Origin of the sequence: Nocardiopsis changdeensis (assembly GCF_018316655.1) — a bacterium.
In the GTDB taxonomy this organism is placed as follows: Bacteria; Actinomycetota; Actinomycetes; order Streptosporangiales; family Streptosporangiaceae; genus Nocardiopsis; species Nocardiopsis changdeensis.
Genome location: NZ_CP074136.1, coordinates 63,110 through 84,620, shown reverse-complemented (window position 1 = coordinate 84,620; position 21,511 = coordinate 63,110). Strand labels below are relative to the sequence as shown.

Here is a 21,511-nt window from a genome sequence, read left to right as displayed (position 1 = left end):
CTCTGCGCCTGTGCGGGGGGCGGTGCTGGTCCTGACCTCCCGTCAGGACGGCACCGCCGACCCGGTCGTCCACCACCTCCAGGAAGCCGGCGTGCCCGTGGTGCGCCTGGACCCCGGGGACTTCCCCGCCGGTGCGGTGCTGGACGCCGAACTGGGCGGGGCCGTGTGGGCGGGATCGGTCCGCGACGCGCACCGCGCCGTGGACCTGGCCTCGGTGCGGTCGGTGTACTACCGGCGGCCCACCCCGTTCTCCCTGGCCCCGGGCATGTCCGGGCCCGAACAGCGGTGGGCCTACCGGGAGGCCCGGATGGGGTTGGGCGGGGTGCTGCTGTCCCTGGACTGCCTGTGGCTGAACCGGCCCGCCGCGATGAGCGCCGCCGAGTACAAACCGGTACAGCTGACCACCGCGGCCCGGTGCGGGCTGGCGGTGCCGCCCACGCTGATCACCAGCGACCCCGAGCGCGCGCACGCCTGGGCCAGGGCCCGCCCGGGCCCGGTGGTGTACAAGCCCCTGGGCGGGGCCTTCCACGTGGAGGAGAGCCGCACACGCATCGTCTACGCCACCCGCGTGGGCGACCTGGAGGAGCTGCGCGACCCGGCGCTGTCGCTGACGGCGCACTGCCTCCAGGAGTGGGTGGACAAGGACCATGAGGCGCGGGTGGTCATCGTCGGCGGGCACATGTTCGCCGTGGCGATCCGCGTCGGCTCGCAGGCCGGGCACGTGGACTGGCGCAGCGACTACGCCTCGCACTCCTATGAGGTGGTGGAAGTGCCTGCGCGGGTGCGGGCCGGGCTGGGACGCTACATGCACGCCTTCGGGCTGGTCTACGGCGCCGCGGACTTCGTGATCTCGCCGGACGGGTCGTGGACGCTGCTGGAGGTCAACCCCAACGGCGAATGGGGCTGGCTCGCGCAGGCGTGCGCGCTGCCCATCGCCGCAACGATCGCGACCCTCCTGGAGAAAGGGACCCCATGACGGCAGAACAGGAGCGCACGCCGGCGGGGCTGGCGGCCGCGCTGATCGACGCGGGCGAACTCGCTGCGGGCACACGGCTCGCCGACGCGTTCGCCGCGGTGGACCGCGGCGCGTTCGTGCCCGTGTTCGCCGCGTTCGAGCACACCGGCCAGGGGGTGCGGTACCGGCTCATCGACGGCGCCGATCCCGCCCAGCGCGCCGAGTGGGCCCGGTACGTGTACGCCGATGAGACCCTCATCATCGAGATCGGCGGGCAGCCGGTCCGCCGCGCCCTGCCCGGCGGGACCGGCACGGGGCAGTGGACCAGCTCGTCCACGATGCCGAGCCTGATGGCCCGCCACCTGGCCGCCCTGGACCTGCACGAGGGCCTGCGGGTGCTGGAGATCGGGGTGGGCAGCGGCTACAACGCCGCCCTGCTGTCGCACCTGGTGGGCGGTGACCGGGTGACCAGCGTCGACATCTCGCCCGCCCTGGTGGACGCGGCCCGGTCGGCGGTGGCCTCCCAGGGGCTGCACCCGGTGCTCGTGGCGGGAGACGGCCACCTCGGCCATCCCGAGCGTGAGCCGTTCGACCGGATCATCGCGACCGCGGCCTTCTCGCACGTCCCACCGGCGTGGATCGGCCAGGCGGCCCCGGGCGGGATCATCCTGGTGAACCTGGCCGGGGCCACCGGCGGCGCGGTGGTGCGCCTGGAGGTCAAGGACGGCACCGCCCAGGGCCGGTTCCTGCCGCAGTGGGCGGGGTTCATGGCCGCCCGCAGCGCCGTGCCCGCTCGGCGCGCCGGGGCGGTGGAGGACGACGGCGACCAGGGGTGGACGGCCCTGGATCCGGGCACCGTGCACGGGGCCGGGCCGCAGGCCGCCGCCGGGGCGTTCCTGGCCCAGCTCGCCACAACCGACGCCAGCACCGTGCTCACCACGGCCGCCGACGGCACCGCGCTGCTGGCGCTGGAGGGCGCCGACGGGTCGTGGGCGGAGGTGGAGCTGGAGGCGGACCCGCGTGGCCGCCACCGGGTGGCGCAGGCCGGGCCGCGCCGCCTGTGGGACCTGGTGGAACAGGCGTGCACGTGGTGGGAGCGTGTGGGGTGCCCGGACTGGTCGGCGTTCGGCGTCACCGCCACCGCTGGTGAGCAGTGGGTGTGGCACGCCTCCCCCGACAGCCCGGACCGGTGGCCGCTGCCGGTGCCCGCGGCCGGGTAGTCCGCCCGGTGTGGAACGGCGCGGCAACCCTGGAAGCTCAGGGGCCGCCGCGCCGCTCTGTGTCACGCAAGGGCCGCATGGAGCATGGACGTCCTGATGTCTTGGATGAGGCGGACCGAGGCGGCGGCGGGGAGCGCGAGGCGTTCCCACTCGTCCTCGAAGACGGCGGTGTGGCGCCTGGTGTCGGCGGGCTTGTCCGTGAGCAGGCTCCGGTCTGCGGCCCGGGCGAAGAGCACGTCGTCCAGGCCGAGATCGGCACCGAACCCCACCAGGGCGAAAGGGCCCTGGACCATCGCCAGGTGTTCGCCGTGGCCGTAGGGGATGACGCGGATCTCCACCTCGGGGGCGCCCGCCGCCTCCTCCAGGTGGTGGAGCTGGCGCACCATGATGCCGGGGTCGGCCGTGACCCCCACGTGGAGGCGCAACGCCGCCTCGCTGACCAGGTAGCGCTGCCGCGGCCCGAGGGCGCGGGAGGCCAGCGTCGCCTGGCGGCGCATCACCACCTCCACCCGCGTGTCGACGGTGCCGGGGTCGGCATGGCACGCGGCGATGCACCGGGCGTAGGCGCGGGTCTGGAGCAGGTCGGGGAGCACCGTCGCGGCGGCGTGGCGGATCGTGTCGGCGCCGGCCTCCAGACCGATGTAGGCGCGCTGGTCGGGGGTGAGCAGGCGACGGAACTGGGCCCACCAGGCGGGCCTGCGTGCGGCCGCGCCCAGGGCCCGTAGTTCCCGCGCCAGCGGGGTTCCGGCCACGCCGTACTCCACCAGCAGGGCGTCGAGCATGGACTGGGGCAGGACCTGCTGCCCGCCCTCGTAACGCATCAGTTTGGCGTGGGACCAGTCCAGAGCCCGGGCGACCTGCTGCTGGGTGAGGCCGCGTGCGTGGCGCAGCTCCACCAGGGCGCGCATCAGCAGGTGCTGGTGTACGACGGGGCCGCGCTCGACGGTCACCGGGAGGCGTCCTTCCCGTGGTGGGGGTCCTCCAGGGCGTGAAGGTCCTGGGTGATCTGCTCCAGGTCGGGGTGGCCGGTGGCCTCCATCAGCTCCCGGGCCCGCACCAGCTCGGCGCGCGCGGCGGCGGTGTCGCCGCGCCGGGCGGCGATCCGGGACAGCTGGTGGTGCATCCCGGCCTGCTGGTGGATGCGGCCGCCGCGGGCGGCGTCGGCCAGGGACCGGCGAAGCATGTCCTCGGTCGCCTTGAGGGTGGCGGGGTCGGGATCCCCGTCCAGGAGGGTGGCCGCTGCGGCCTGGGTGCACCTGCCCGCCTGGTACAGGTCCGCATCGGGCAGGCCGGTGAGGGTGGTGCGGGCGCGGGTGAACAGTGCCAGCGCGTCCACCAGCCTGCCCTGGCGGGCCAGGGCCTCGCCGAGCTTGCGCTCGCTGATCGCCGCGCCGCGGGCGCGGCCGATGTGGCGGTGGGCGTCGATCGACTCCCGGTACAGCTCCCCGGCGCGCTCCAGGTCCCGGGTCTGGGCGGCGTGGTCGCCGAGGGTCTGGAGCGCGGAGGCCATCCCGGGGTGGTGGCCGGCGGCGGTGTAGAGGATCAGGGCGCGGTCCAGGTGGCGTTTGCGGGCATCGGGGTCGTCGGTGATGGTGGCCACCCGCTGGAGCATGAGCGCGGTGGCCACCTGGTGGCCCTCGTCCTGGGCGGCGGCCAACCCGGCCCGGTACAGCGTGGCCATCACCTCCCAGGGTTTGAGGGCGACCAGGGCAGTGGCCAGGTGGTCGGCCAGCCACCACGGGGCCGGGTGGCCTTCCTCGGCCAGGCGGGTGGCCAGGGCGGCCAGGTCGGCCAGCTCGGCGGCCACCCACCCCAGCGCCGCGCCCTCGTCGGCGAACCACGGCCCGCCGTTCTGGTCCTGGGCGGTGTGGGCTCGGGCGGCGCCGTCCTCGTCGGCCCGCCACCGCCACGGGTTGAGCTGCACATCCGCTGCTGCGGCGCGCAGCCGGTAGTGCTCGGCCAGCCGGTCCAGGGCCCTGTCCACATCGTCGGGGTCGGCCCGGGCGGCCAGGACCGGGCGGGCCTGGCCGGCCAGCGCGTACCGGGCGTGGGCCTGTTCGGTGGCGGTGCCGCGTTCGTCGGCGGCCCCGGCGGCCACCAGGGTGGCCAGCACCTCCCGGGCGGTGGCCACGGTGGTGTCGGCCAGGGCGGCCAGGGTGGCCGCGGTCAGGGTCGGGCCCGGGTGGGCGGTGGCCAGGGCGGCCACGCGGGCGTGGCCGGGGCCCATGGTGTCCAGGAGTGCGGCCAGGCGGCCGTGCATGGGGTCCTCCGTAGTGGGTGCGAGCGGGTGGGACGGGTCACGGGCGAGCAGCGCGGCGGTCAGGGTGAGCGTCCGGGCCGGGCCCGCCGCGGTGGCCCTTGGAAACTCAGGGGCCGCCGCGCCGGTCTATCCGGGGTAGGGGTCGGACGCCTCCCACAGGTCGGCGAACTGGTCCTGGTAAGCGTCCAGGATCTCGGCCGGGTCGCCTGGCGGCGTGTAGGCGCCCATGGGGCCCTCCACCACCACACAGCCGACCCCGTCGACCCCGTGCAGGATCTGGAAGCCCTCGGGGTGCACCGGATGGTAGGCCGGTACCACGCGCAGGTCGACGTGGTCCAGGTGGGCAAGGTCGGCCAGTTGCGCCCACTGGCGTGCCATGGCGGGCTGCGGCAGGATCTCCCGGTCCATGCCGGCGCGAGTGACCAGGATCCGGCGCGGGTGGGGAACGGTGCGCAGGAGGGAGGCGCGCGCCATGCGGTCGGTGAGGGCCTGGGCGGCCTCCTCGTCCGTGTAGGCGCCGGTGGCGGTCAGGACGGCGGCGGCGTACTCGCGGGTCTGCATGTAGTCGGGAACCGCCGTGGGTGTCCAGTGGTCGACGGGCCCGGCGGCCTCCTGGCGGCTCACTTCGCGCTGGATCAACAGCCGGGCGGCGGCCTGGGCGCGGGCCGGGGCGGGGAAGTGCATCGTGTCTCCTCCTCTGGGGTGCGGGGTGCGCAGCGGCCCCCGAGAGGGGTCCCTCAGGGGCCGCGGGTGCCTCCGCCACACCGGCGGAGGCAGGACCCCGCCCGGTGCAGGCGGGCGGGGGTGCCGCCCCTGGCGAGTAGGGCGGCGGGTTCCGTGCCCCGGGGAGGGGCGCGGGGGTCTCAGGTCATTGGGGCTCAGGCCGGGCGGGGATGGATGCGGGTCCGGGCGACGACGACACCGTGGTCACTGTGGGAGTTGAGGTGCACCTCGTGTCCGCCGCGCACCAGCTCCACGGTGTCGTCGCCGAGGATGTGGTCGATCGGCAACGCCTGGTCGGTGGTGGTGGTCGGCGCCAACCCGGCAGCGGGCCGGCCGCGTTGCTCCCAATCGACCTCGGCCAGGGCCCGGTATCCGGGCCCCAGTTCGGAGCGGCGCACACCGGCCCGTTCATCCCACGGGCCGAGAAGCTCGATGAAGGGCCGCGAGTCCTTGCCCCAGACCCACACGCCGGTGGAAACCTGGATCAGGCGTCCCTTCTCGCCGCGTTTTTCCGGAGGGACCCGCATCCAGTCGCGGTCTCCGCCGTGCGCACCGTCCAAGGCGCAGTTGAAATCGCCCATCAGGACGTTCGTCAGGCGCCGGTCGAACTGGGCGCGCAGCGTCTGGGCCTCGATGGCCCTCTTGTCCCCGGAGGCGTAGTGCAGGTGGGCGAGCTGGACCCGCAGGGCGATCCGGTCGGTGGGGTCGTCGGCCCACGAGAACCAGGCCGTGTTGTGCCCGGGGGTGTGATGGTCGGTGTGCGGCGCCGACCAGCCGCGCCTGCGCAGCAAGTCGGTGCGCCACGCGATCGCGGGCGGGTCGTCGCTGCGGTCGATGCCGCCGACGTCGACCTCATAGGGCACCCCGTAGAAGCGGGTGAGGATGGTCGCGACCTCGTCCTTGGCGCGCCCGGCCCTGTGCCACCACCGCCCTTCGCACATGCCCAGTACCGCCGGCGGGTCCTGGTCCGGGCAGTGGGTGGGTTCCAGGATCTTCGGCAGCAGGTCCAGGCGGCGGCCGGCGTCCAGTCCGGATTGGAGGTTGGTGGTCACCCACGTCACCTCGCGCGGCACGGTCGATGTCACGCGGTTCCTTCTTCCTTGGGGCGGTGGGATGTCGGTGTCCCACAGGTCGGGTGGGGGCGGTCCCCGGTCACGGCGTCGCTCCGGCGCCGGCCAGCACGCGGTGGTGGGCCTGTTCGGCGGCTGTGAGCAGCGCGTACCAGTCGCGGACGTTCGCGCGGCGGCGCAGCAGGGCACGGCGCTCGCGCTCGGTCATGCCGCCCCACACCCCGAACTCGATTCCCTCGTTCAGGGCCTTGGCCAGGCACCAGACGCGCACGGGGCAGTCCCGGCACAGGGCCTTGACGTGGTTCTGGGCCGCTCCCGGCAGGAAATGCAGCTCGGGGTCGACATCTTCGCGGCGGCAGGGGGCGCGCTCGATTTCGGCATAGGTGGGGCGTTCAGGGCGCGGCAGGCGGGTCGCGTTCACGGCGGGTCATGCTTCCTTTCCTGGGCGGGGTGAGGCGGACGGTGGGCGCGGCCGGGGCCGTGTGGCGGTGGGTGCGGCCCCGGCCGGGCGGGAGTGGTGCCGCTGCCGGGGGCTGGGGCAGGGACGGCGGCACCACCGGCCGGAAGGGGCCGGCCCCGCCGGGCCAGGGGCGGTGCCGGGGCTCCGGCCCGGGACGGCGGCCGCAGGACGGGCGGCCGCCGGGCTTCATGGCGCCAGCATCTGGGCGGTGAAGGGCTCGGCGTCCTTCCACAGCTCCTTGAACCGGGCGTGGTACTCGCGGGCGGCGCCCCTGATAGTGGCCGGGCCGTCGGGTCCGTCGGTGAACACCTGGCCGTCACGCAGGGCGAACCCGTCCGGGTACGCGACGCGCACCGCTTCGTCGGCCACGCGCACCTGGACATGGGGCAGGGCGGCCAGTTCGATGGTCTGCGCGTGCTGGGCGGCGATCTCGTGGGCCTCCAGGAACATGGGGGCGGTGAGCAGCCCGGACAGGGTCACCAGCAGCTCGCGGCCGATGGGGACGTTGCGCAGTACCGACACCCGCAGTTTGCGCATCCGCACGGTGTCCCGCACCATCGCGGCGGTGGGGTAGCGGCCGCATTCCTGCGCGTGAGCGTGTGCCCACACGGGGGTCTGGAACACCTCCGGCAGCCCGCCGGGGTACCACTGGCGGGTGGGATGGGCGGCCTCGTGGTGGGCGAGGGCGTACTCGTGCTCGTAGCGCTGCACGGCCTCTTGGCTCAGGTCGTCCCCGGTGTGCGTGGCCTGGTCGGCGGCGTTCACGGTCGGTCCTTGTCGTCCTTGGTCGTGGTCTGGGCTGAACGGGGCGCCCCCGGGGAGGACCCGCGTGCTCCCCGGGGGCGGGTGGGCCCTGGCGCTCGGGAGGTGCGCGGGCCCGTGGGGGTGGCCGATGGTCCTGCCCGGGGCGGCCGTGGGAGTGGGACGGCCGCCCCGGGCAGGGGGGACGTTTCCGGGGAGGGGGGGCGGAAACGTCCGGCTTGGGACAGGGTCGTCAGTCGGCGCGGTCGCGGCGCTCGGCCACCAGCTGCACCAGCCCGCGGGTGATGGAGGCGATGGTGGGCGCGTGCTCTGGCAGGTCCTGCGGGCGCGGCCGGAGCGGATGCAGCAGCCGGTGCTGGAGGCTGAGGCGGTCGATGCTGTGCAATCCCAGATCAGCCAGGTCCCGTTGGTAGTCGCCCACCCCCACCGGGACCGGAGCCAGAGCGGCCACCGCCGCCAGGACCACCTGGGACAGGGCGGTGTACAGGGCTTCTCCGTCCAGGTGGGCGACCCGCTCGGGCCAGTGGTCGGCGTCCGCGGGCGGCGCCTCCCACCGGGCGGGGGCCAAGTCCACCGGTACGCAGGGCACGTACGGCCACCGGATCGGCTGGTGGTGGGTATAGGCGGTGGCGGCCGCCAAGGCCAGCGCCCGGCGCTCGCCCTGGGGGTCGCCGGCGGCGACGGCGGTGATCACCTGGCCGTGGCGGGCGCGGATCCGGGTGGTGGGCTGGACCAGTACCGGACGCGGTGAGATCTCCGTGACCAGCAGCGGGCCGGTGCGGGCGTGCACCACCACGGTCTCCTCCCACCGCACCGGGGCGGCGAGTTGGGCAGCCCAGTACCGGCGGTGCAGGTCCTCACCGGCGGCCGGGCGGGCAGTGACGGTGGACACCAGCGGCAGGGTGCCGGGGCGGGGCCGCAGCCCGGTCAGGGCCCGGTCGAGACCGTCCAGGGCCTCGGCGGTGAGGTGGCGGCTGTGCGCGGGCGGTGAGCCGGGCAGCGGCCGCGGATCCATGCCGCGTTCGGTGAGGTCTCCGGTCAGGGTGCGCAGCGGCTCGCTGGCGCCGGAGAACACGCTCTGGTCGGGGGCGTTAAGGCAGGCCACGTCGACCTGGTGGGCCTGGGCCAGCTCGTGGGCGGTGGCGGCGTCCACGCGGGCGGCGACCATGCCGCCCAGCGGGGCCAGGGAGGCCAGCAGGTCGGCGCGGCGGCTGACCAGCAGGGCACCGTCCGACAGGGACAGGATGCCGGCGACGGTGGCGGCCGCGACCTCACCGAGGGAGTGGCCGGCCACCGCGTCCGGGGCCAGCCCCCACCGGTCCATCAGGGTGTGGGCCATGGCGACCTGGACCGCCCAGGTGGCGCGCTGGACCTGGCCGAGCCCGCGCGGGGGGCGGCCGGGCCGCCAGGCGGGACCGGACGTGTACGGCACCAGCGCTTCCAACGCCCGGTCCAGGTGCGCGGCGAACAACCGGTCTCGGGTGTACAGGTCGGCCGCCATGCCGTCGTGCGCGGCGCCGTGGCCGCCGAAGGCCCATAGCGTCCGCCACGGCCCGGGGTGGGCCGGGGGGCCGACCAGGTCGGGGTGGTGCTCCCCCCGGGCCAGGGCCCGCCAGGCGGGGGCGGTGGTGTCGGTGGAGCCGACGGCCACCACCGCCGCCCGGTGCTCCAGGTCCGGGGTGCTGCGGTGGGTGAGGTGGTGGCCCAGCCGCGACAGGGCCGGGGGAGTGCGGACCTGGACCGCGTCGGGGACCACCTCGGCCACGGCGCGCACCCGCTCGGGGGTGCGCGCGGACACCGGCAGGACCGCGGCCGCGCCCAGCCCGGGGTGGGTGCCCCGCCGCGGCGCCACCGACCGGGGGACGCCTGCCAGGAGCGCGCAGGCGATCGCCCCGCTGAACCCGAGCGCGACCACCCCGGTCCGGCGCCGGTGCGGCTCGTGGGGGAGGTGGTTGACGCGGTCGGTGGGCACGCGCAGCCCGGACCGGGTCAGCCAGTCGGGGGCCCGGTGGTGGCCGACGGTGGGCGGCACCCATCCGCCGTGGTGAAGCATGAGCGCTCCGGCCAGCAGCCCGGTGAGCCCTGCCGCGGCCTCGCCGTGCCCCCACAACCCCTTGACGGAGTGGATCCACAGCGGGTCGCCCGGGTCGCGCCGGTACGCCTGGGCCAGGGCGCGGGCCTCGGCGCGGGCGCCGGCCTTGGTTCCGGGGCCGTGGGTGATGACCAGCGGCACCCGGTCCGCGGGCACGCCCGCCTCGGTGTGGGTGCGGACGATCAGCTCGGCCAGGGCGTCGGCCGACGGCATGCCCATCCCCGCGGATCGACCATCCGAGCCGGTGGCGGTGTGCTCGATGAGGGCATAGATGCGGTCGTGGCTCTCGCGGGCCTGGCCGTAGGGGCGCAGCACCGCGGCCACCACGGCCTCGCCGCGCACGTACCCGTGGGCGTCGGCGTCGAACGGGCGCACGTCGCCGTCGGCGGCCAGGACGCCGGGGCCGGCGCGGAACGCCCGGGTGGGCACCGGGTGGGTCAGGGAGCTGGCGCCGATGACGATGGCGGTGGTGACCGTGCCGTCGGCCAGATCCCGGCGGGCGGCGTGCAGGGCGTACAGGCTGCCCGAGCACGACGTGTCGTAGGTGACCAGGGGGCCGCGGGCGTCCAGCCACCGGGAGACGGGGGTGGCGACCATCCCGGCGCCGCCCGCGGCCAGCTCCGACAGGGTGGGCTGCGCACCGGCCGCGAACACCCTCAGGGCGTCGTCGGGGGAGGCGGCCCCGAGGTAGATGCCGGTGCGGGGCCCGGCCAGCGTGTCGGGGCGGATCCCGGCATCGGCCAGGGCCTCGGCGGCGACCTGGAGCACCAGGACCTGCGTGGGGGACAGGTGCGCGGTGTCCGAGGCGCGCAGCCCCAGCACGGTGGCGTCGACGGCCTGGGGCCAGGTGATCAGGGCGGCGGGCCACGGGTCGCCGCCCCGGTCGGCCGGGTGCAGCAGCTCCTGCATGGCCTGCCACCTCTCGGCCGGGTAGTGGCCGATCGCGGTTTTCCCACCGGTGAGTGCCTCCCACATGCCGTGGGGGCCGACGGTGTCGCCCGCTCCCGGGCCGGGGAGGCGGGCGCCGATCCCGACCAGGGCGGGGGTGTGCGCAGGGTGTCCGGTCACGGGAGCACCACCTCCCACACCACGACGGCGCCGACGGTGCGCACGGTGATGTGGGCGGCGGGGCCGCACACCTGCCGGAGCACGTCCTCCAACCCCTGGGCGGTGTCGCCGGTGTTGTGGAAGATGTTCTTGCGGCCGTTGTAGAGCCGCCTCATGCGGGCCCCGGCGCGGGAGATGGGGGCGGGGTCGGCCTCGCCGAGGATCCCGCACCCGAACAGCCGCCCGCCGCCGCCCGCCGCGCGGACCATCTGGGCGAACGCCTCGCGCTTGGCCGCGAACCCCTCACCGGGCAGGGTGTGGGTGACCATCACGCACCCGACGCTGCGCCCCTCCCGGGTTGGCGCCGGGACCGGCCAGGGGGCCAGGGCGTCGGTGAGGTGGCGGTCCACCTGTACACCGCGGCGGCGCAGCCTGCGGGCGGTGACGGCCAGGGCCGCGGGGTTGAGGTCCAGCAGGGCCACGCGCGTGACCGGCTCCCGGCCCGCCCGGCGCCGCCGGCGCAGCGCCCGCACGAGGAACCGGCCGTTGCCGGGGCCGACCTCGACGTGGTCGACGGCCATGTGGCGGTCGTACAGGGCCTCGATCTGCTGGTTCTCGACGCCCCACAGCGGCCGGTGGGACAGCAGGTGGATCAGGACGGTGTACACCGACAGGGTCGCGGTGTTGTACAGGGCGGGGTTGCTGCGGCTGCGCGGTGCCACCGCGGCGGCACCGGGTTGGGGGATGAAATGGTCATCGGTCGTCGGACGACGGTCCGGCTGGGGTGCGGGCTGAAACATGGGGGGCCTCCACAGGGGGTGGGGGGAACGGGGGGGTGAGGTGGGCCGGGTTCAGCCGGCCATGAGGGGCGCCATGCGGTCGGGCTGGTCCAGGCCCTGGCCCCACAGCGTGGCCAGCTCCGGGTTGGACCGCACCGCGTCGACCATGGCCCGCACCTTGGCGTGGTACGGGTCGTGGTCGTTGTGGTAGGCGTTGACCATCGCCCCGAACCCGGCGGTGTGGTGCCCGTGGTCCTGGTCGTAGGTGGCCATGGCCTCGCGGTAAAACCGCTCGTCCAGGGGCTCGCCGGACAGCCACTGTCGGTGGAGCAGCTCGGCGAGGTTGACCCCGGCCAGGGTGGAGGCGGCCGCGCCCTGGCCGCTGGCGGGCTCGGTGGTGCGGGTGATGCCGCCGATCCCCACCACGGGGCGGCCGCGGCCGGTCAGCGTGACGGCGTCGCGCACCTGGGGTTGCACCCTCTCCAGCAGTTCCGAGCCGGGGATGAGCGTGCACTCGGCCAGGCGCTCGCCGAGGTCGGCGTCCACCCGCTCCGCGGCCAGGTGCTGGATGTGCTGCCAGATGGCCCCGGGCGGGTAGGTGGCGGGCACCCGGTCCGGTAGGCGTGTCCCGTCCGGGTTCGCCCCCGCGTAGTGGGGGCGGCGCTCCACCGGCAGGGTGTCCAGCGGGCCGCCGGGGCGAGCCAGCACCTGCACGCAGGCCCCGGCGATCGTCGGGACGGCGATGGCGCGCTCGATGTACGCCGAGGACAGGGCGCTCACCCGCTCCGGGGAGAGCGGAACCATGGACACGACCGGCATCACCATCACCTCCGCGCCGGGCAGGCTCCACATCTCCATGGCCCAGTGCTCGCCCCGCCCCGTCCACGTGGTGTCCCCCAGCCAGTCCCATCCCTGGATGTGGGCTTGGAGCACGACGCGGTCCGAGGCCCCCGAGGCCGCCCCCACGACGGGGAACATGCTGCGCATCGGGTTGCGTTCACCGCCGCCCACCACCGTCGCGTCGAACCGCTCCGCGAGGATGTCCAGCTCCTGGCCGTGGCAGGTGCTGATGTGCAAGGTGCTGCGGTTCTCGTCGTCCAGCATCTCCAGCCAGCGGGCGCCGATCAGGCGGGAGTCGATCGCGGTCGCCTCCCCGGGCAGGGGGGCCATGATCTCCACGGGCTCGGTGCCGTCGTCCAGGACCAGCCGCACCGCCGTCACGGGGGGCGCGTCGTGCGCCCACAGGTCCAACCCCAGGTGCTGCTCCCACTGGCGGGTGGTGGGCAGGCTGATCTGGGTGAGGCCGGCCGCTGAGCCCAGGATCTCCGGGATGGTCAGCCGCGACATGACGTCCACGCGCCAACCGTGGCGGGCCAGGGCGGTGGCGGCGGTGAGCACGGACCGGCCGGTACCGACGATCAGCGCCGACGGCGGGCGCTGGTGTGCGTTGTTGTTCATGGGCGCTTTCCCAGGTGGTTGATGGCGGTGTACAGGTCGGGGGCAAGGCTGGGGTCGCCGACCACCACGGGGGTGTTCGCCGGCAGACCCCACGTCGCGCGCACCACGTCCGGAGCGGGGTCGGGTCCCTCCAGGGGGGCGGTCATCGCGACGACGGGGATACCGGTGGCGCTCAGCGCCCCGGGCAGTTCCCCGGGAGTGGGGGCGGTGGGGTTGCCGACGATCACCGCGGCCGCGGCGGCCGAGGCCAGCTCACTCCAGCGCGCATCGGCGGGGTGCAGGCCGGCGACGGCGACCACGACGACCTGGTGGCGGGCAGAGGTGGGAGAGACGCCCACCCACATCGACCCGGGCAGGTGCGTCTGCACCGGCAACGGCCCGGTGTCGGTGATCTGCCCCAGCGCCCGCGTCAGGGGCTGGCCGGGGTCGGCGCCGACCAGCACCACCAGGTCCACGCACACCGGGGCGACCGCGTCTGCGCCGGTCCAGACAGCGAGCCGGTCGGGGAGCCATCCCGGGCGCAGCACACGGATCAGGTCGCGCTCTCGCAGCCGGTGCAGGGCCACCGCGACGGCCACGACGGGTTCGGCGGTGCGGGCCGCCAGCTCGACGGTGGTGGCCACCCGGCCCAGCCCGCGCAGGGCGTACAGCACGCACAGGGCCGCATCGTCCAGCCCGCCCGGGAGGCGTGTCTCCGGGACGGCCATGACCGGGGTGGCCGTACTGATACCGATCGGCCGCGAGCCCACCCACAGGGGAGCGGTCACCGATGCGTGGCGCTTCATGAGGCGCCCGCGACCAGCGGCCGCAGCTCCGGGTGCGTGCGCAGCGCGTCGGCCAGGGTGGCCAGGGCGTGCCCCAGCCGCGGCAGCGTCCCCGCGGCGGCCTCCTGCCGGGGCGGGATGTCGCCGACCAGGCCGAGCGTGCCGGCGATGGGGAAGACGACCACCGGCCACTCCTGGCCACGCCCGCCCTCCTCCTGCGGTTCAGGGGTGCGGTACTTGATCGTGATCAGCTCGGCGACCTCCGCCGCCACCGGCATGGCGCGCACCGGGCCGGGCCCGGCCGGATCGACCCGATGCTGCGCCAACTCGCGCTTGATGTGGTCGGCCCCCCGCGACAGGGCCAGCAGCCGCTGCCCGATCGCGGCCAGCGACTCGGCCCGCGCCTGGGCCTGCCCCTCGACGGGGGAGACGTCGCCGCCGGCGAACGCGATCACGACACCGTCGGTGTCGAACAGGACGAGATCGCCCATGCCGTGTTCAGCGCGGGCCTCGGTGAGGAGCGGGGCCAGGGCCTCGATCTTCTGGTGTGCCACCAGCTGGGGTGCCATCTGGGGTGGTGCCGTTGGGGTGGTCATGCGGCCACAGTGCAGGACCGGGCACCGGCAGCGCATTGCCGTGGTGTCAACAGATCCGTTGCCAAATGGCAATGCAGGTCACAGCGGGTGCGCGCCGCAAAAAAGTTCCCCGAAAACACGGGTACGGCCCCGGCCGGAGACAGATCCGGTCGGGGCCGTCGGCGGTGGCGGGTCAGGCCAGGGGCAGCGCTTCGGCCCGGTCCCACCGGTACAGGTGGCCGTCCCGGCGCAGGGCGATGAGCGACAGGTGGTCGACCTCCACCATCACCGGCACCCCGGCGGCGGCCAGGTCCTCACGCACCGGCTCCAGCGGCAGGCCGGTGGTGTTGGCGTAGGCCAGCGAGACGTGCGGACGCCACTCGGGGCCGCCCTCGACGCCGTCGGCGCCCACCACCTCGCCGATCGCCTCCCTCACCCGGTCGCGCACCGCGTCCAGGGCGCGGGCGCCCTCCCCGCGGGCGGGCAGGTTGATGCCCTCAGCGTCCACCGCCACCGGCCCCAACTCCACCACCAGGGGACCGGTGCCGGCCACCGCCCGCCGCACGGCCGCCGCCACGGCGGTGATCCGCTGAGCGTCCACCTGGGCGGTATCGCCCACCCCCTGCATGGTCAGGTGCAGCCACCGGTCCGGGATCAGATCCCAGCCGGTGCGGTCCACCAGCGGCCGCAGCCGGGCCGTCTCCGCGCGCAGCACCGGGGTACCGGGCTGCCCGCCGAACGTGGCGTGGACGGTCCACCAACTGGTGGTGGGCCCCCATCCGGGGCGCACCCACCAGTGGTCCCGGGTGGTCGCATCGGTGCTGGGTGCGGGGGCGGTCAGCGTCATCGGGCTCCCTCAGGTCGTACGAACGAACGCGGCAGTGCGCTCCCTCAGCGTGTCCGTCTCCGCCCCCGACGGCAAGGCGCGAACGACCTGGCGCAGCCGGAGCTTGAGCGGGGTGGCCCGCTGCTCGGCGGGCGTCTCCAACACCAGGGCGACGGCGGCCATGGCCTCCTCCGCACGCCCCAGCCGGGCCAGCCCCAACGCCCGGTGCAGGGCCAGCATCCGCTCCGAACCCGGGTTGCGGACCATGACGTCGGCGGCGACCTCCAAGCCCTCATCGGCGACCCGCACCGCCTCCGCCGGCCGGTCCAGGTCCAGCAGCGTCTCCACGTGGTACCCGAAGGCCCGGGAGGGCCCGCACGCCAGCGGCCCGGCCAGATCGCTGTCCTGGGTCGCCTCGGCGTGCAACACCCGGCGGGCCTGGGCCAGCAGGTCCAGGGCCGCGTCCTCCTCGCCCAGGTGGGCGTGGTCCTGGGCCAGGGCGCTGAGCGTGATGAGCAGCGCCCCGCCGCCGACCCGCTGGGCGGCCTCCAGGCCGGTGGCCGCGTACCGCACCCCGTCCCGGCGGCGCGCCTCCCAGTACGCGATGGTGCGGCGCAGCACCGCCGCCCACGCGGCCACGCCCTCGTGGCCGCTGTACTCCGCGCACGCCTGCGCGGCTCGGGCGTGCACCGCGGCCTGGTCGGGGCGGCCCTGGTCCACGCTCACCCACCCCGCCAGCGCCGTATGCCACCCGGCCAGCGCCCACACCTCCCGGGCCCGCGCCGGCGACGGGTTGCGGATCCGCCACGCGGTCACGTGGTCCTCGATCCGCACCAGGTCGGACAGGGTCTCCCCGATCGGCACGGTGAGGTACCGGGCGGCCGCCCCGCGCAGATACGCGTCCACCGCGGCCGCCGACCAGTCGCCGACGGCGTCCCGCTCGACCTGGAGCAGCAGGCCGGCGCTGCCGCGCGCCAGGGACTCCAGCAGACCGCTCTCCCCGGCCTCGGCCTGCGGGGACCGGGCGGCGATGGCGTCCACCCGCTCGGCCGCCGACGGCAGGCCGAGCCCGTCCAGGGCATCGCGGATGATCTCGATGTTGCGCGTACGGCGGCGGCCGTTGATGTGCCGCGACACCTCCGAGGCCGACATGCCCGTCAGCCGCACCATGTCCGCCTGCGACAGGCCGGTATGGCGCTCCACCAGCGCCAGCACCGCACCCAAGTCCAGGTCCTCCAGGGCCTGGCGCACATCAGGGCGGGACCAGAACGCCGGCGGCACGGGCACCGTGTCCGCGCCCCATGTCCTGTCGTCCGGCAGAGTCAGCATCGTCGGTGGCTCTTCCTTGCTCGGTCGGTCGGGGACGGCACGCGCCCCGGCGCCGCGCGAGGGCTCCGGGGTCGCGTGGCCGGTCATGCGGCGTACAGCCCGGTGGGGTGGGACCACACCGTTGTGCCGGCGGACAGCACGCCCTGTGGGCTCATCCATCCCGCGTGCGGCTCGGCACCCCAGGAATCGCTGAGGGCGTCGACCAGGAAAAGGCCGCGCCCGTGCTCGTCCAGGGCAGCGGCATCGGTCGCGGCCGCGCCCAGGGCGGGAGGGGCGCCTCCGGGAAGGCCGGCGTCGCGGACCTCGATCCGCACCGCCCGGTCGGCGCGGCGCACCAGCATCCGCAGGGCGATCAGGCCGCGGCCGCTGTCGGTGTGCTTGTGGGCGTTGGTGACCAGCTCGCTCACGATGATCGCCGCGGCCTCGATCGGGTCCGGTGCGGCTCCCCACCCGGCGGCTGTCTCGCTCATCCATGCGCGGGCGTGGGCGGGGGCCGTGTTGAAGCGGCCCGACAGCACGGTCACCGCTTGGGCGGTGAAGTCCAACCAGGACGGGGCATCTGAGACGGGGAGGATCCCGCCATTGACGTTGAACGTTCTCGAACGGGTAGCATTCATGTACTCACCGCTTCTCGCAAAGGTGTCGGTGAGGACCAGCCTCGGGGCCGCCTAGCGCGCGGCCGCCGAGGCTTTTTTGATCCCCGGACCCGCCTTCTCCGTGGTGCACGTGGCCGACACCACACGGGCCGTAACCGAAGCGTCCCCCCTCGCGCCTGCGGAGGCTACAGACAGGCGCATAATCAGCCACAATCACAGCATGCCATGGCATAGAACTGGCATTCACTTGTCATACTTGCGGCATGGCACGTGAAAAGACCGCTGTGGACGAGCTGGCGTTGTCGCGCTTCGCCGATGAGCTGAGGGCCCGACGCGTCAGCGCCGGGCTGAGCCAGACCGAGTTGGGCCAACTCGCGGGGTATTCCCGCCAGGCAGTGGGAGAGGTTGAACGGCTGCGTCAGCCACCCACACGGAAGCTGGCGGAAGCACTGGACAAGGCCCTTGAGGCCAGAGGCGAACTGCTGGCCCTGCTTCCGCGCCGCGGAGTTCCCGAGCGCGGTCGCCTGATGATCGGATACGTCCCACTGGAAAGGCAGGCCACCTCCCTGGACCAGTTCCACGCCCAAGTCGTACCTGCGCTGCTCCAGACCGAGGACTACGCTCGGGCGGACCTGGCGGGCACTGTGCCGCCACAGCCCTCATCGGTGCTGGACGAGTGGCTGCGCACACGGATGGAGCGCCAGCGGGTCCGGCGAAAGCACCCGTTGGCTGCCCAGTTCGTCATCGATGAGGGGGCTCTCCGTCGACAGATTGGCGGACCTGAGGTAATGGCCGCGCAGTACAAGCACATCCTGAGCCAGATGGACGATCCGTTCGTAACGGTGCAGGTGCTACCGTTCTCAGCCGGTGCGCATCCCGCGCAGCACGGGGCTTGCACGATCCTGCACTTGGAGGGTCCGCATGCCGAGCCCGTGCTATATGTCGAAACCATGGCTGGAAGCCAAATCGTGGCCGAACCAACCGTGGTCGCGCAGGCCGCGCGCCGGTTCGCCGCGTTGCGGGGAATCGCGCTCTCCCCGGCCCACAGCCGGGAGTACATCCGAGCGCTGGCAACATCCGAGCACTAGCAGAAGGACATCACGCATGAGCAGCATGCCCGTTCCGCCCGACGAGGACTTCCGCAAGTCCACGTACAGCTCGCAGGGCGGGGAGTGCGTTGAGTACGCGCAGACGGGGGACTCCGCCCATCTGCGCGACACTAAGAACCGCGACCAGCTGTGCCTGTCCGTGTCCCTGTACGAGATGACCGCATTCCTCCGAGCGGCTCCCTCCGCCCGCTAGAAGACGGCAATCGGCCCCCTGCCAAGGCGACATGGCAGGGGGCCGATGCATGTGTGGGCTCAGGCTACCCCGGTGGCCTCCACTATCGCTAGGACCAAGGTCCATGCCATCCGAGCGTCTCTGGAGCTTCCCGCGGCAAGCACCATGGCTTAAGGCGCTAACGAACCGTGTGGTCCAGCGTTCAGATCGGAGGTTCGGATTAACGCCGTTAATCAGCATCTCCCGCTGAGACCACTGCTCTGTGGAACGAGCCTGCTCGATCCTCGCTCCAGCAAGCTAGGGAATGCTTCGGCCCCCTGCCCGGTGGGGCAAGGGGCCGAAGCAAGGGCCTTGCAGGGCAGACTGGTCCTCTCGTTCACGGGAAGCCCAGTGACTCAAGATCAACTACTGCACCGTGGCTCGGGCCAGGATCGCAGTGGCCAACTCATTGAACTTGTCGGCTCCGAGCCGTTGGTGCAGCTCATCTACGATCTGTTCGGGTTCCCACGTCAGCTCCAAGGTCAACTGCTCGTACCGAGGTCGGTCGCTTTCCCCCTCCGGATTAACGGCGTTAATCGGCTGAGGCACCCTCGCCACGGGAAGGTTGTCCCCCTCGGCAGCACCATCCTCCCCATTAACGCCGTTAGTCGCTTGCTGCACTAGGGGTGGTTGGCTGCCCTCAGCACCCTCCTGCGTGGCGTCCCGGTGCCGGTCCACCTCCAAGCCACCCGGAGAGCTGCTTGTCCCGTCAGGATTAACGGCGTTAATCGGCTGAGGCACCCTCGCCACGGGAAGGCTGTCCCCCTCGGCACCACCCTCCCCATTAACGCCGTTAATCAGTGCCTCCCACTGGGACCACTGATCTGCGGCGTCGTACCGAGCCAGCGAACGAGCCTGCTCGACCTTCACCCTGCCGGCAAGAAACTCAGTCTGGAGTTCGGGCACCAGCTTGAGGAGACTCAGGCGTTGGGAGATGAACGCACTGGTGCGGCCTAGGCGCTCTGCCAGTTCCTTCTGGTTCAGGCCCAAGAGATCCCGGAGTTGCTCTAGGGAACGGGCCTCCTCCAAGGGGTGCAGGTCGACACGGTGCATGTTTTCAACGATGGCCGCTTCCAAGATGAGGGCGGCGCTATCCGGTGAGTCATCAACGTGAACGATCAGCTCAGGCAACGACGCATGGTGTGCAGCCGCCAAGCGTCGAGAGCCAGCAACCACAACCAGGTCGGCATCCCCGACGACCGCTTCATCCTCGGGCATGAGGGCGAGATATGCGGCTCGCGTCATCGCCACCACTGGTTGCTTCTGGCCCACCGTGCGCAGGCTGTGCGCCAGTTCATCCACCTCGGTCATCGTCTGCCGAGGGTTGTGGGGGTTCGGTGCGAGCTTGGCAAGCGGGACCGTGATCGGCGGCCGAGTGTAGGTCTTCCGAGGGTGGTCCGGAGGAGGTGCCTGGCGTCGCTCTGCCCTCTGGTTCTTGAGTTTCCGCAGTCCGCTACTCATAGCTCAAGATTTTCTCGCCTAGGGCGAGGATTCCTTCCTCGAAACGCTCGGCTCGTTTGGGTACCGGCTCCCGTGTGATGGGGATGCGAATCTGGCGGTTGGGGATCCACGTCTCGTTGGGGAGAGGATCAGCGATGTCAAAGCCAGCTGCTTCGATCGCTTCAAGCCGGTTGATCGCCCATTGCGGGGGAGAGATCGGGGTCTTGTTCGGCACGATGAGGATGGGGTAGTCAGCTAGCTCCCGAGTCATGGCCTCAAGAGACTTGAACTCCTTCTGGCCGAAGGTGACAGGGCTCACCGTGACCTTGGCGACTCCCATGGCTGCGTACGTCAGGGGAAGGCCACCAGGATGAGTGTCGATGACGATATCCCGCCCCCAGTCAGCCGCCCACTTCCTGATCAGACCCTGCATGGTCTCAACGTCCGGCTGGACCCTCTCCAGGTCGCGGTGAGACGGTAGCAGGTCAGGCTTGTTGCGCCCGTTCAAGAAGCGGGGGGTCTTACCCGAACTGATCGCGTCGAGCAGGGGGGCGTTGACTCGATCCTCGAAGTTGTATCCCCAGGACTTGGTCACACCACCGTCGTCGAAGTCCAAGTCCAGCAGGACCGCGTCCAACTGCCAGGCAAGCTCGTAGGCGATGGTCGATTTGCCGACTCCGCCCTTCCATGCCGCCACTGTGTAGATCGTCATGCGCCTCATTATGCTCCTGGTGCAAAGCCATGAGAAGGCAACGAGAGCAGCTGAGGCCACACCGTGAGGCTGTGGGTGACTCCTGGAGGGTCAACAACCACTCACCGGATTAACGGCGTTAATCGCCAATCCATGGCTTGAGGCTCGGCATGCGCCCCCAACGACATCGCCCACGAACGACAAGGCCCAGCCAGTTTCCCGGCTGGGCCCGCACGCGTTCCGGCCTAGACGCTACGGCCGGCACCCTCCCGGCATGGTGTGGTACCTCGCCTCCTCCTTGTCTCCGAAATCAACACGGATCCCGCAGCGGACGCACTGGGCGATCTTGATGACGTAACCGCACACCGCATCCTCCACCAGGCCGCGCGCGCCCCGCGGCGCGTGGTTGAGCACGTACTGAGGGCCGTTCACGGCGGTGCATTCCGGTGTGGGGCAGTAGTAGCCCCGGGCTCCGATGGAGCCGGTGGACTGCATCGGCGTCTTGCACTTGGGGCAGATGGGAGCGGACATGGTCAGCTCCCCGAGGTCAGAGGGGTGCGGTTCACGCCGAGGGCGTCGGCGAGAGCGAGCATGTCGCGTTCGGTTCGCGAGAGCGGGGGCGTGGTTGACGTCGGGTCGGAGGTCGGGGTCGGGGTACGGTTGGTCACAGGAATCTCCTTGTAGCGAGGTCGGTTCCGGGGCCCGGGGTAGGCGTTGCAGCGCCAGTGACCCCGGGCCTTTATGTGGTCGGGGTCGCCCCCGGCCGCATCTCCACCTTGCACTCTCGCAAGGTTTCATGCAAGCATGCTTGCATGTTTTCATGAAAACATGATTTCATGAAAGTAGGCAAACATGGTTGTAAGGTCTCAGGGCAACAGCATCGTCAATCAGCGAGGACGCCCATGACACCAGACCACCAGGACAACTCAGAACAAGGAGACACCTCGATGCCGGCGCCAGCGCCTCCACAAGCAGAAACCGACTTCGTACCGTTCTCCACGCGTGTCCGACAGCAGACCCGGCGGGACGTCAAGGCGTTCGCCGGTTCGCACGGTTTGAGGGTGCAGGACGTGGTGGAGACCGCGCTCCGGGAGTACCTCGACCGCAACGCCTGACCGAACTGCCACACCCCGACCGGCGCCAC

At 72.8% G+C, this 21,511-nt stretch carries 23 protein-coding genes; 5 read left to right on the top strand and 18 right to left on the bottom strand.

The window, feature by feature from the left end:
• The first annotated feature begins 22 nt into the window (after positions 1-22).
• Together tgmB and KGD84_RS33145 are read left to right on the top strand one after the other, a co-directional pair.
• Positions 23-976, top strand: a complete 954-nt coding sequence (gene tgmB / locus KGD84_RS33150; protein ID WP_255647294.1) for an ATP-grasp ribosomal peptide maturase — start codon at positions 23-25, stop codon at positions 974-976.
• On the top strand, positions 973-2,175 hold the full coding sequence (locus KGD84_RS33145) for a methyltransferase domain-containing protein (protein ID WP_220566071.1): 1,203 nt from the start codon (positions 973-975) through the stop codon (positions 2,173-2,175). The genes tgmB and KGD84_RS33145 overlap by 4 nt, the downstream gene beginning before the upstream one ends.
• Positions 2,176-2,237: 62 nt before the next feature.
• Here KGD84_RS33145 and KGD84_RS33140 read toward each other — a convergent pair whose 3' ends face one another.
• From KGD84_RS33140 to KGD84_RS33075, 14 genes are all read right to left on the bottom strand, one after another.
• Positions 2,238-3,125 carry a helix-turn-helix domain-containing protein gene (locus KGD84_RS33140; protein WP_220566070.1) on the bottom strand — a complete coding sequence of 296 codons (888 nt, stop codon included), beginning with the start codon at positions 3,123-3,125 and terminating at the stop codon, positions 2,238-2,240.
• The gene (locus KGD84_RS33135) at positions 3,122-4,435 is read right to left on the bottom strand and encodes a hypothetical protein (protein ID WP_220566069.1); all 1,314 of its coding nucleotides are present in this window, start codon (positions 4,433-4,435) and stop codon (positions 3,122-3,124) included. The genes KGD84_RS33140 and KGD84_RS33135 overlap by 4 nt, the downstream gene beginning before the upstream one ends.
• A 126-nt stretch (positions 4,436-4,561) precedes the next feature.
• Complete coding sequence (locus KGD84_RS33130; RefSeq protein ID WP_220566068.1) at positions 4,562-5,119, bottom strand: Scr1 family TA system antitoxin-like transcriptional regulator; 558 nt, start codon at positions 5,117-5,119, stop codon at positions 4,562-4,564.
• Between the two features lie 194 nt (positions 5,120-5,313).
• Complete coding sequence (locus KGD84_RS33125) at positions 5,314-6,243, bottom strand: endonuclease/exonuclease/phosphatase family protein (protein ID WP_220566067.1); 930 nt, start codon at positions 6,241-6,243, stop codon at positions 5,314-5,316.
• A gap of 67 nt (positions 6,244-6,310) precedes the next feature.
• The gene (locus KGD84_RS33120; protein ID WP_277615515.1) at positions 6,311-6,649 is read right to left on the bottom strand and encodes a WhiB family transcriptional regulator; all 339 of its coding nucleotides are present in this window, start codon (positions 6,647-6,649) and stop codon (positions 6,311-6,313) included.
• 225 nt (positions 6,650-6,874) lie between these two features.
• Positions 6,875-7,453: a Scr1 family TA system antitoxin-like transcriptional regulator gene (locus KGD84_RS33115; RefSeq protein WP_220566066.1), complete on the bottom strand. Its 579-nt coding sequence runs from the start codon at positions 7,451-7,453 to the stop codon at positions 6,875-6,877.
• A 229-nt stretch (positions 7,454-7,682) separates the two neighbouring features.
• Positions 7,683-10,610, bottom strand: a complete 2,928-nt coding sequence (locus KGD84_RS33110) for a beta-ketoacyl synthase N-terminal-like domain-containing protein (RefSeq protein WP_220566065.1) — start codon at positions 10,608-10,610, stop codon at positions 7,683-7,685.
• A complete protein-coding gene (locus tag KGD84_RS33105) occupies positions 10,607-11,311 on the bottom strand; it encodes a class I SAM-dependent methyltransferase (RefSeq protein ID WP_220566064.1) in 705 nt (234 codons plus the stop codon). Before KGD84_RS33105 ends, KGD84_RS33110 begins: the two co-directional genes overlap by 4 nt.
• Before the next feature lie 129 nt (positions 11,312-11,440).
• The gene (locus KGD84_RS33100; RefSeq protein WP_220566063.1) at positions 11,441-12,826 is read right to left on the bottom strand and encodes a hypothetical protein; all 1,386 of its coding nucleotides are present in this window, start codon (positions 12,824-12,826) and stop codon (positions 11,441-11,443) included.
• A complete protein-coding gene (locus KGD84_RS33095) occupies positions 12,823-13,611 on the bottom strand; it encodes a hypothetical protein (RefSeq protein ID WP_220566062.1) in 789 nt (262 codons plus the stop codon). The genes KGD84_RS33100 and KGD84_RS33095 overlap by 4 nt, the downstream gene beginning before the upstream one ends.
• A complete protein-coding gene (locus KGD84_RS33090; RefSeq protein ID WP_220566061.1) occupies positions 13,608-14,186 on the bottom strand; it encodes a hypothetical protein in 579 nt (192 codons plus the stop codon). Before KGD84_RS33090 ends, KGD84_RS33095 begins: the two co-directional genes overlap by 4 nt.
• Before the next feature lie 172 nt (positions 14,187-14,358).
• The gene (locus KGD84_RS33085) at positions 14,359-15,012 is read right to left on the bottom strand and encodes a 2'-5' RNA ligase family protein (RefSeq protein WP_220566060.1); all 654 of its coding nucleotides are present in this window, start codon (positions 15,010-15,012) and stop codon (positions 14,359-14,361) included.
• A gap of 9 nt (positions 15,013-15,021) precedes the next feature.
• Complete coding sequence (locus KGD84_RS33080) at positions 15,022-16,320, bottom strand: helix-turn-helix domain-containing protein (protein ID WP_220566059.1); 1,299 nt, start codon at positions 16,318-16,320, stop codon at positions 15,022-15,024.
• A gap of 83 nt (positions 16,321-16,403) precedes the next feature.
• Positions 16,404-16,937 carry an ATP-binding protein gene (locus tag KGD84_RS33075; RefSeq protein WP_255647293.1) on the bottom strand — a complete coding sequence of 178 codons (534 nt, stop codon included), beginning with the start codon at positions 16,935-16,937 and terminating at the stop codon, positions 16,404-16,406.
• Between the two features lie 242 nt (positions 16,938-17,179).
• Here KGD84_RS33075 and KGD84_RS33070 point away from each other — a divergent pair, with 242 nt between their 5' ends.
• Both KGD84_RS33070 and KGD84_RS33065 read left to right on the top strand, forming a co-directional pair.
• On the top strand, positions 17,180-18,004 hold the full coding sequence (locus KGD84_RS33070) for a helix-turn-helix domain-containing protein (RefSeq protein ID WP_220566057.1): 825 nt from the start codon (positions 17,180-17,182) through the stop codon (positions 18,002-18,004).
• 16 nt (positions 18,005-18,020) lie between these two features.
• On the top strand, positions 18,021-18,218 hold the full coding sequence (locus KGD84_RS33065; RefSeq protein WP_255647292.1) for a DUF397 domain-containing protein: 198 nt from the start codon (positions 18,021-18,023) through the stop codon (positions 18,216-18,218).
• A 384-nt stretch (positions 18,219-18,602) separates the two neighbouring features.
• On the opposite strand, the gene KGD84_RS33060 is transcribed toward KGD84_RS33065, so the two are convergent.
• From KGD84_RS33060 to KGD84_RS33045, 4 genes are all read right to left on the bottom strand, one after another.
• Positions 18,603-19,697, bottom strand: coding sequence for a ParB/RepB/Spo0J family partition protein (locus tag KGD84_RS33060; RefSeq protein ID WP_220566056.1), 1,095 nt, complete (start codon positions 19,695-19,697; stop codon positions 18,603-18,605).
• Positions 19,690-20,388: a ParA family protein gene (locus KGD84_RS33055; RefSeq protein WP_220566055.1), complete on the bottom strand. Its 699-nt coding sequence runs from the start codon at positions 20,386-20,388 to the stop codon at positions 19,690-19,692. The genes KGD84_RS33060 and KGD84_RS33055 overlap by 8 nt, the downstream gene beginning before the upstream one ends.
• Positions 20,389-20,619: 231 nt before the next feature.
• A complete protein-coding gene (locus tag KGD84_RS33050) occupies positions 20,620-20,898 on the bottom strand; it encodes a hypothetical protein (protein ID WP_220566054.1) in 279 nt (92 codons plus the stop codon).
• 2 nt (positions 20,899-20,900) lie between these two features.
• Positions 20,901-21,035, bottom strand: a complete 135-nt coding sequence (locus KGD84_RS33045; RefSeq protein ID WP_255647291.1) for a hypothetical protein — start codon at positions 21,033-21,035, stop codon at positions 20,901-20,903.
• Positions 21,036-21,269: 234 nt separating this feature from the next.
• Here KGD84_RS33045 and KGD84_RS33040 point away from each other — a divergent pair, with 234 nt between their 5' ends.
• Positions 21,270-21,482 carry a hypothetical protein gene (locus KGD84_RS33040; protein ID WP_220566053.1) on the top strand — a complete coding sequence of 71 codons (213 nt, stop codon included), beginning with the start codon at positions 21,270-21,272 and terminating at the stop codon, positions 21,480-21,482.
• Positions 21,483-21,511 lie beyond the last annotated feature (29 nt).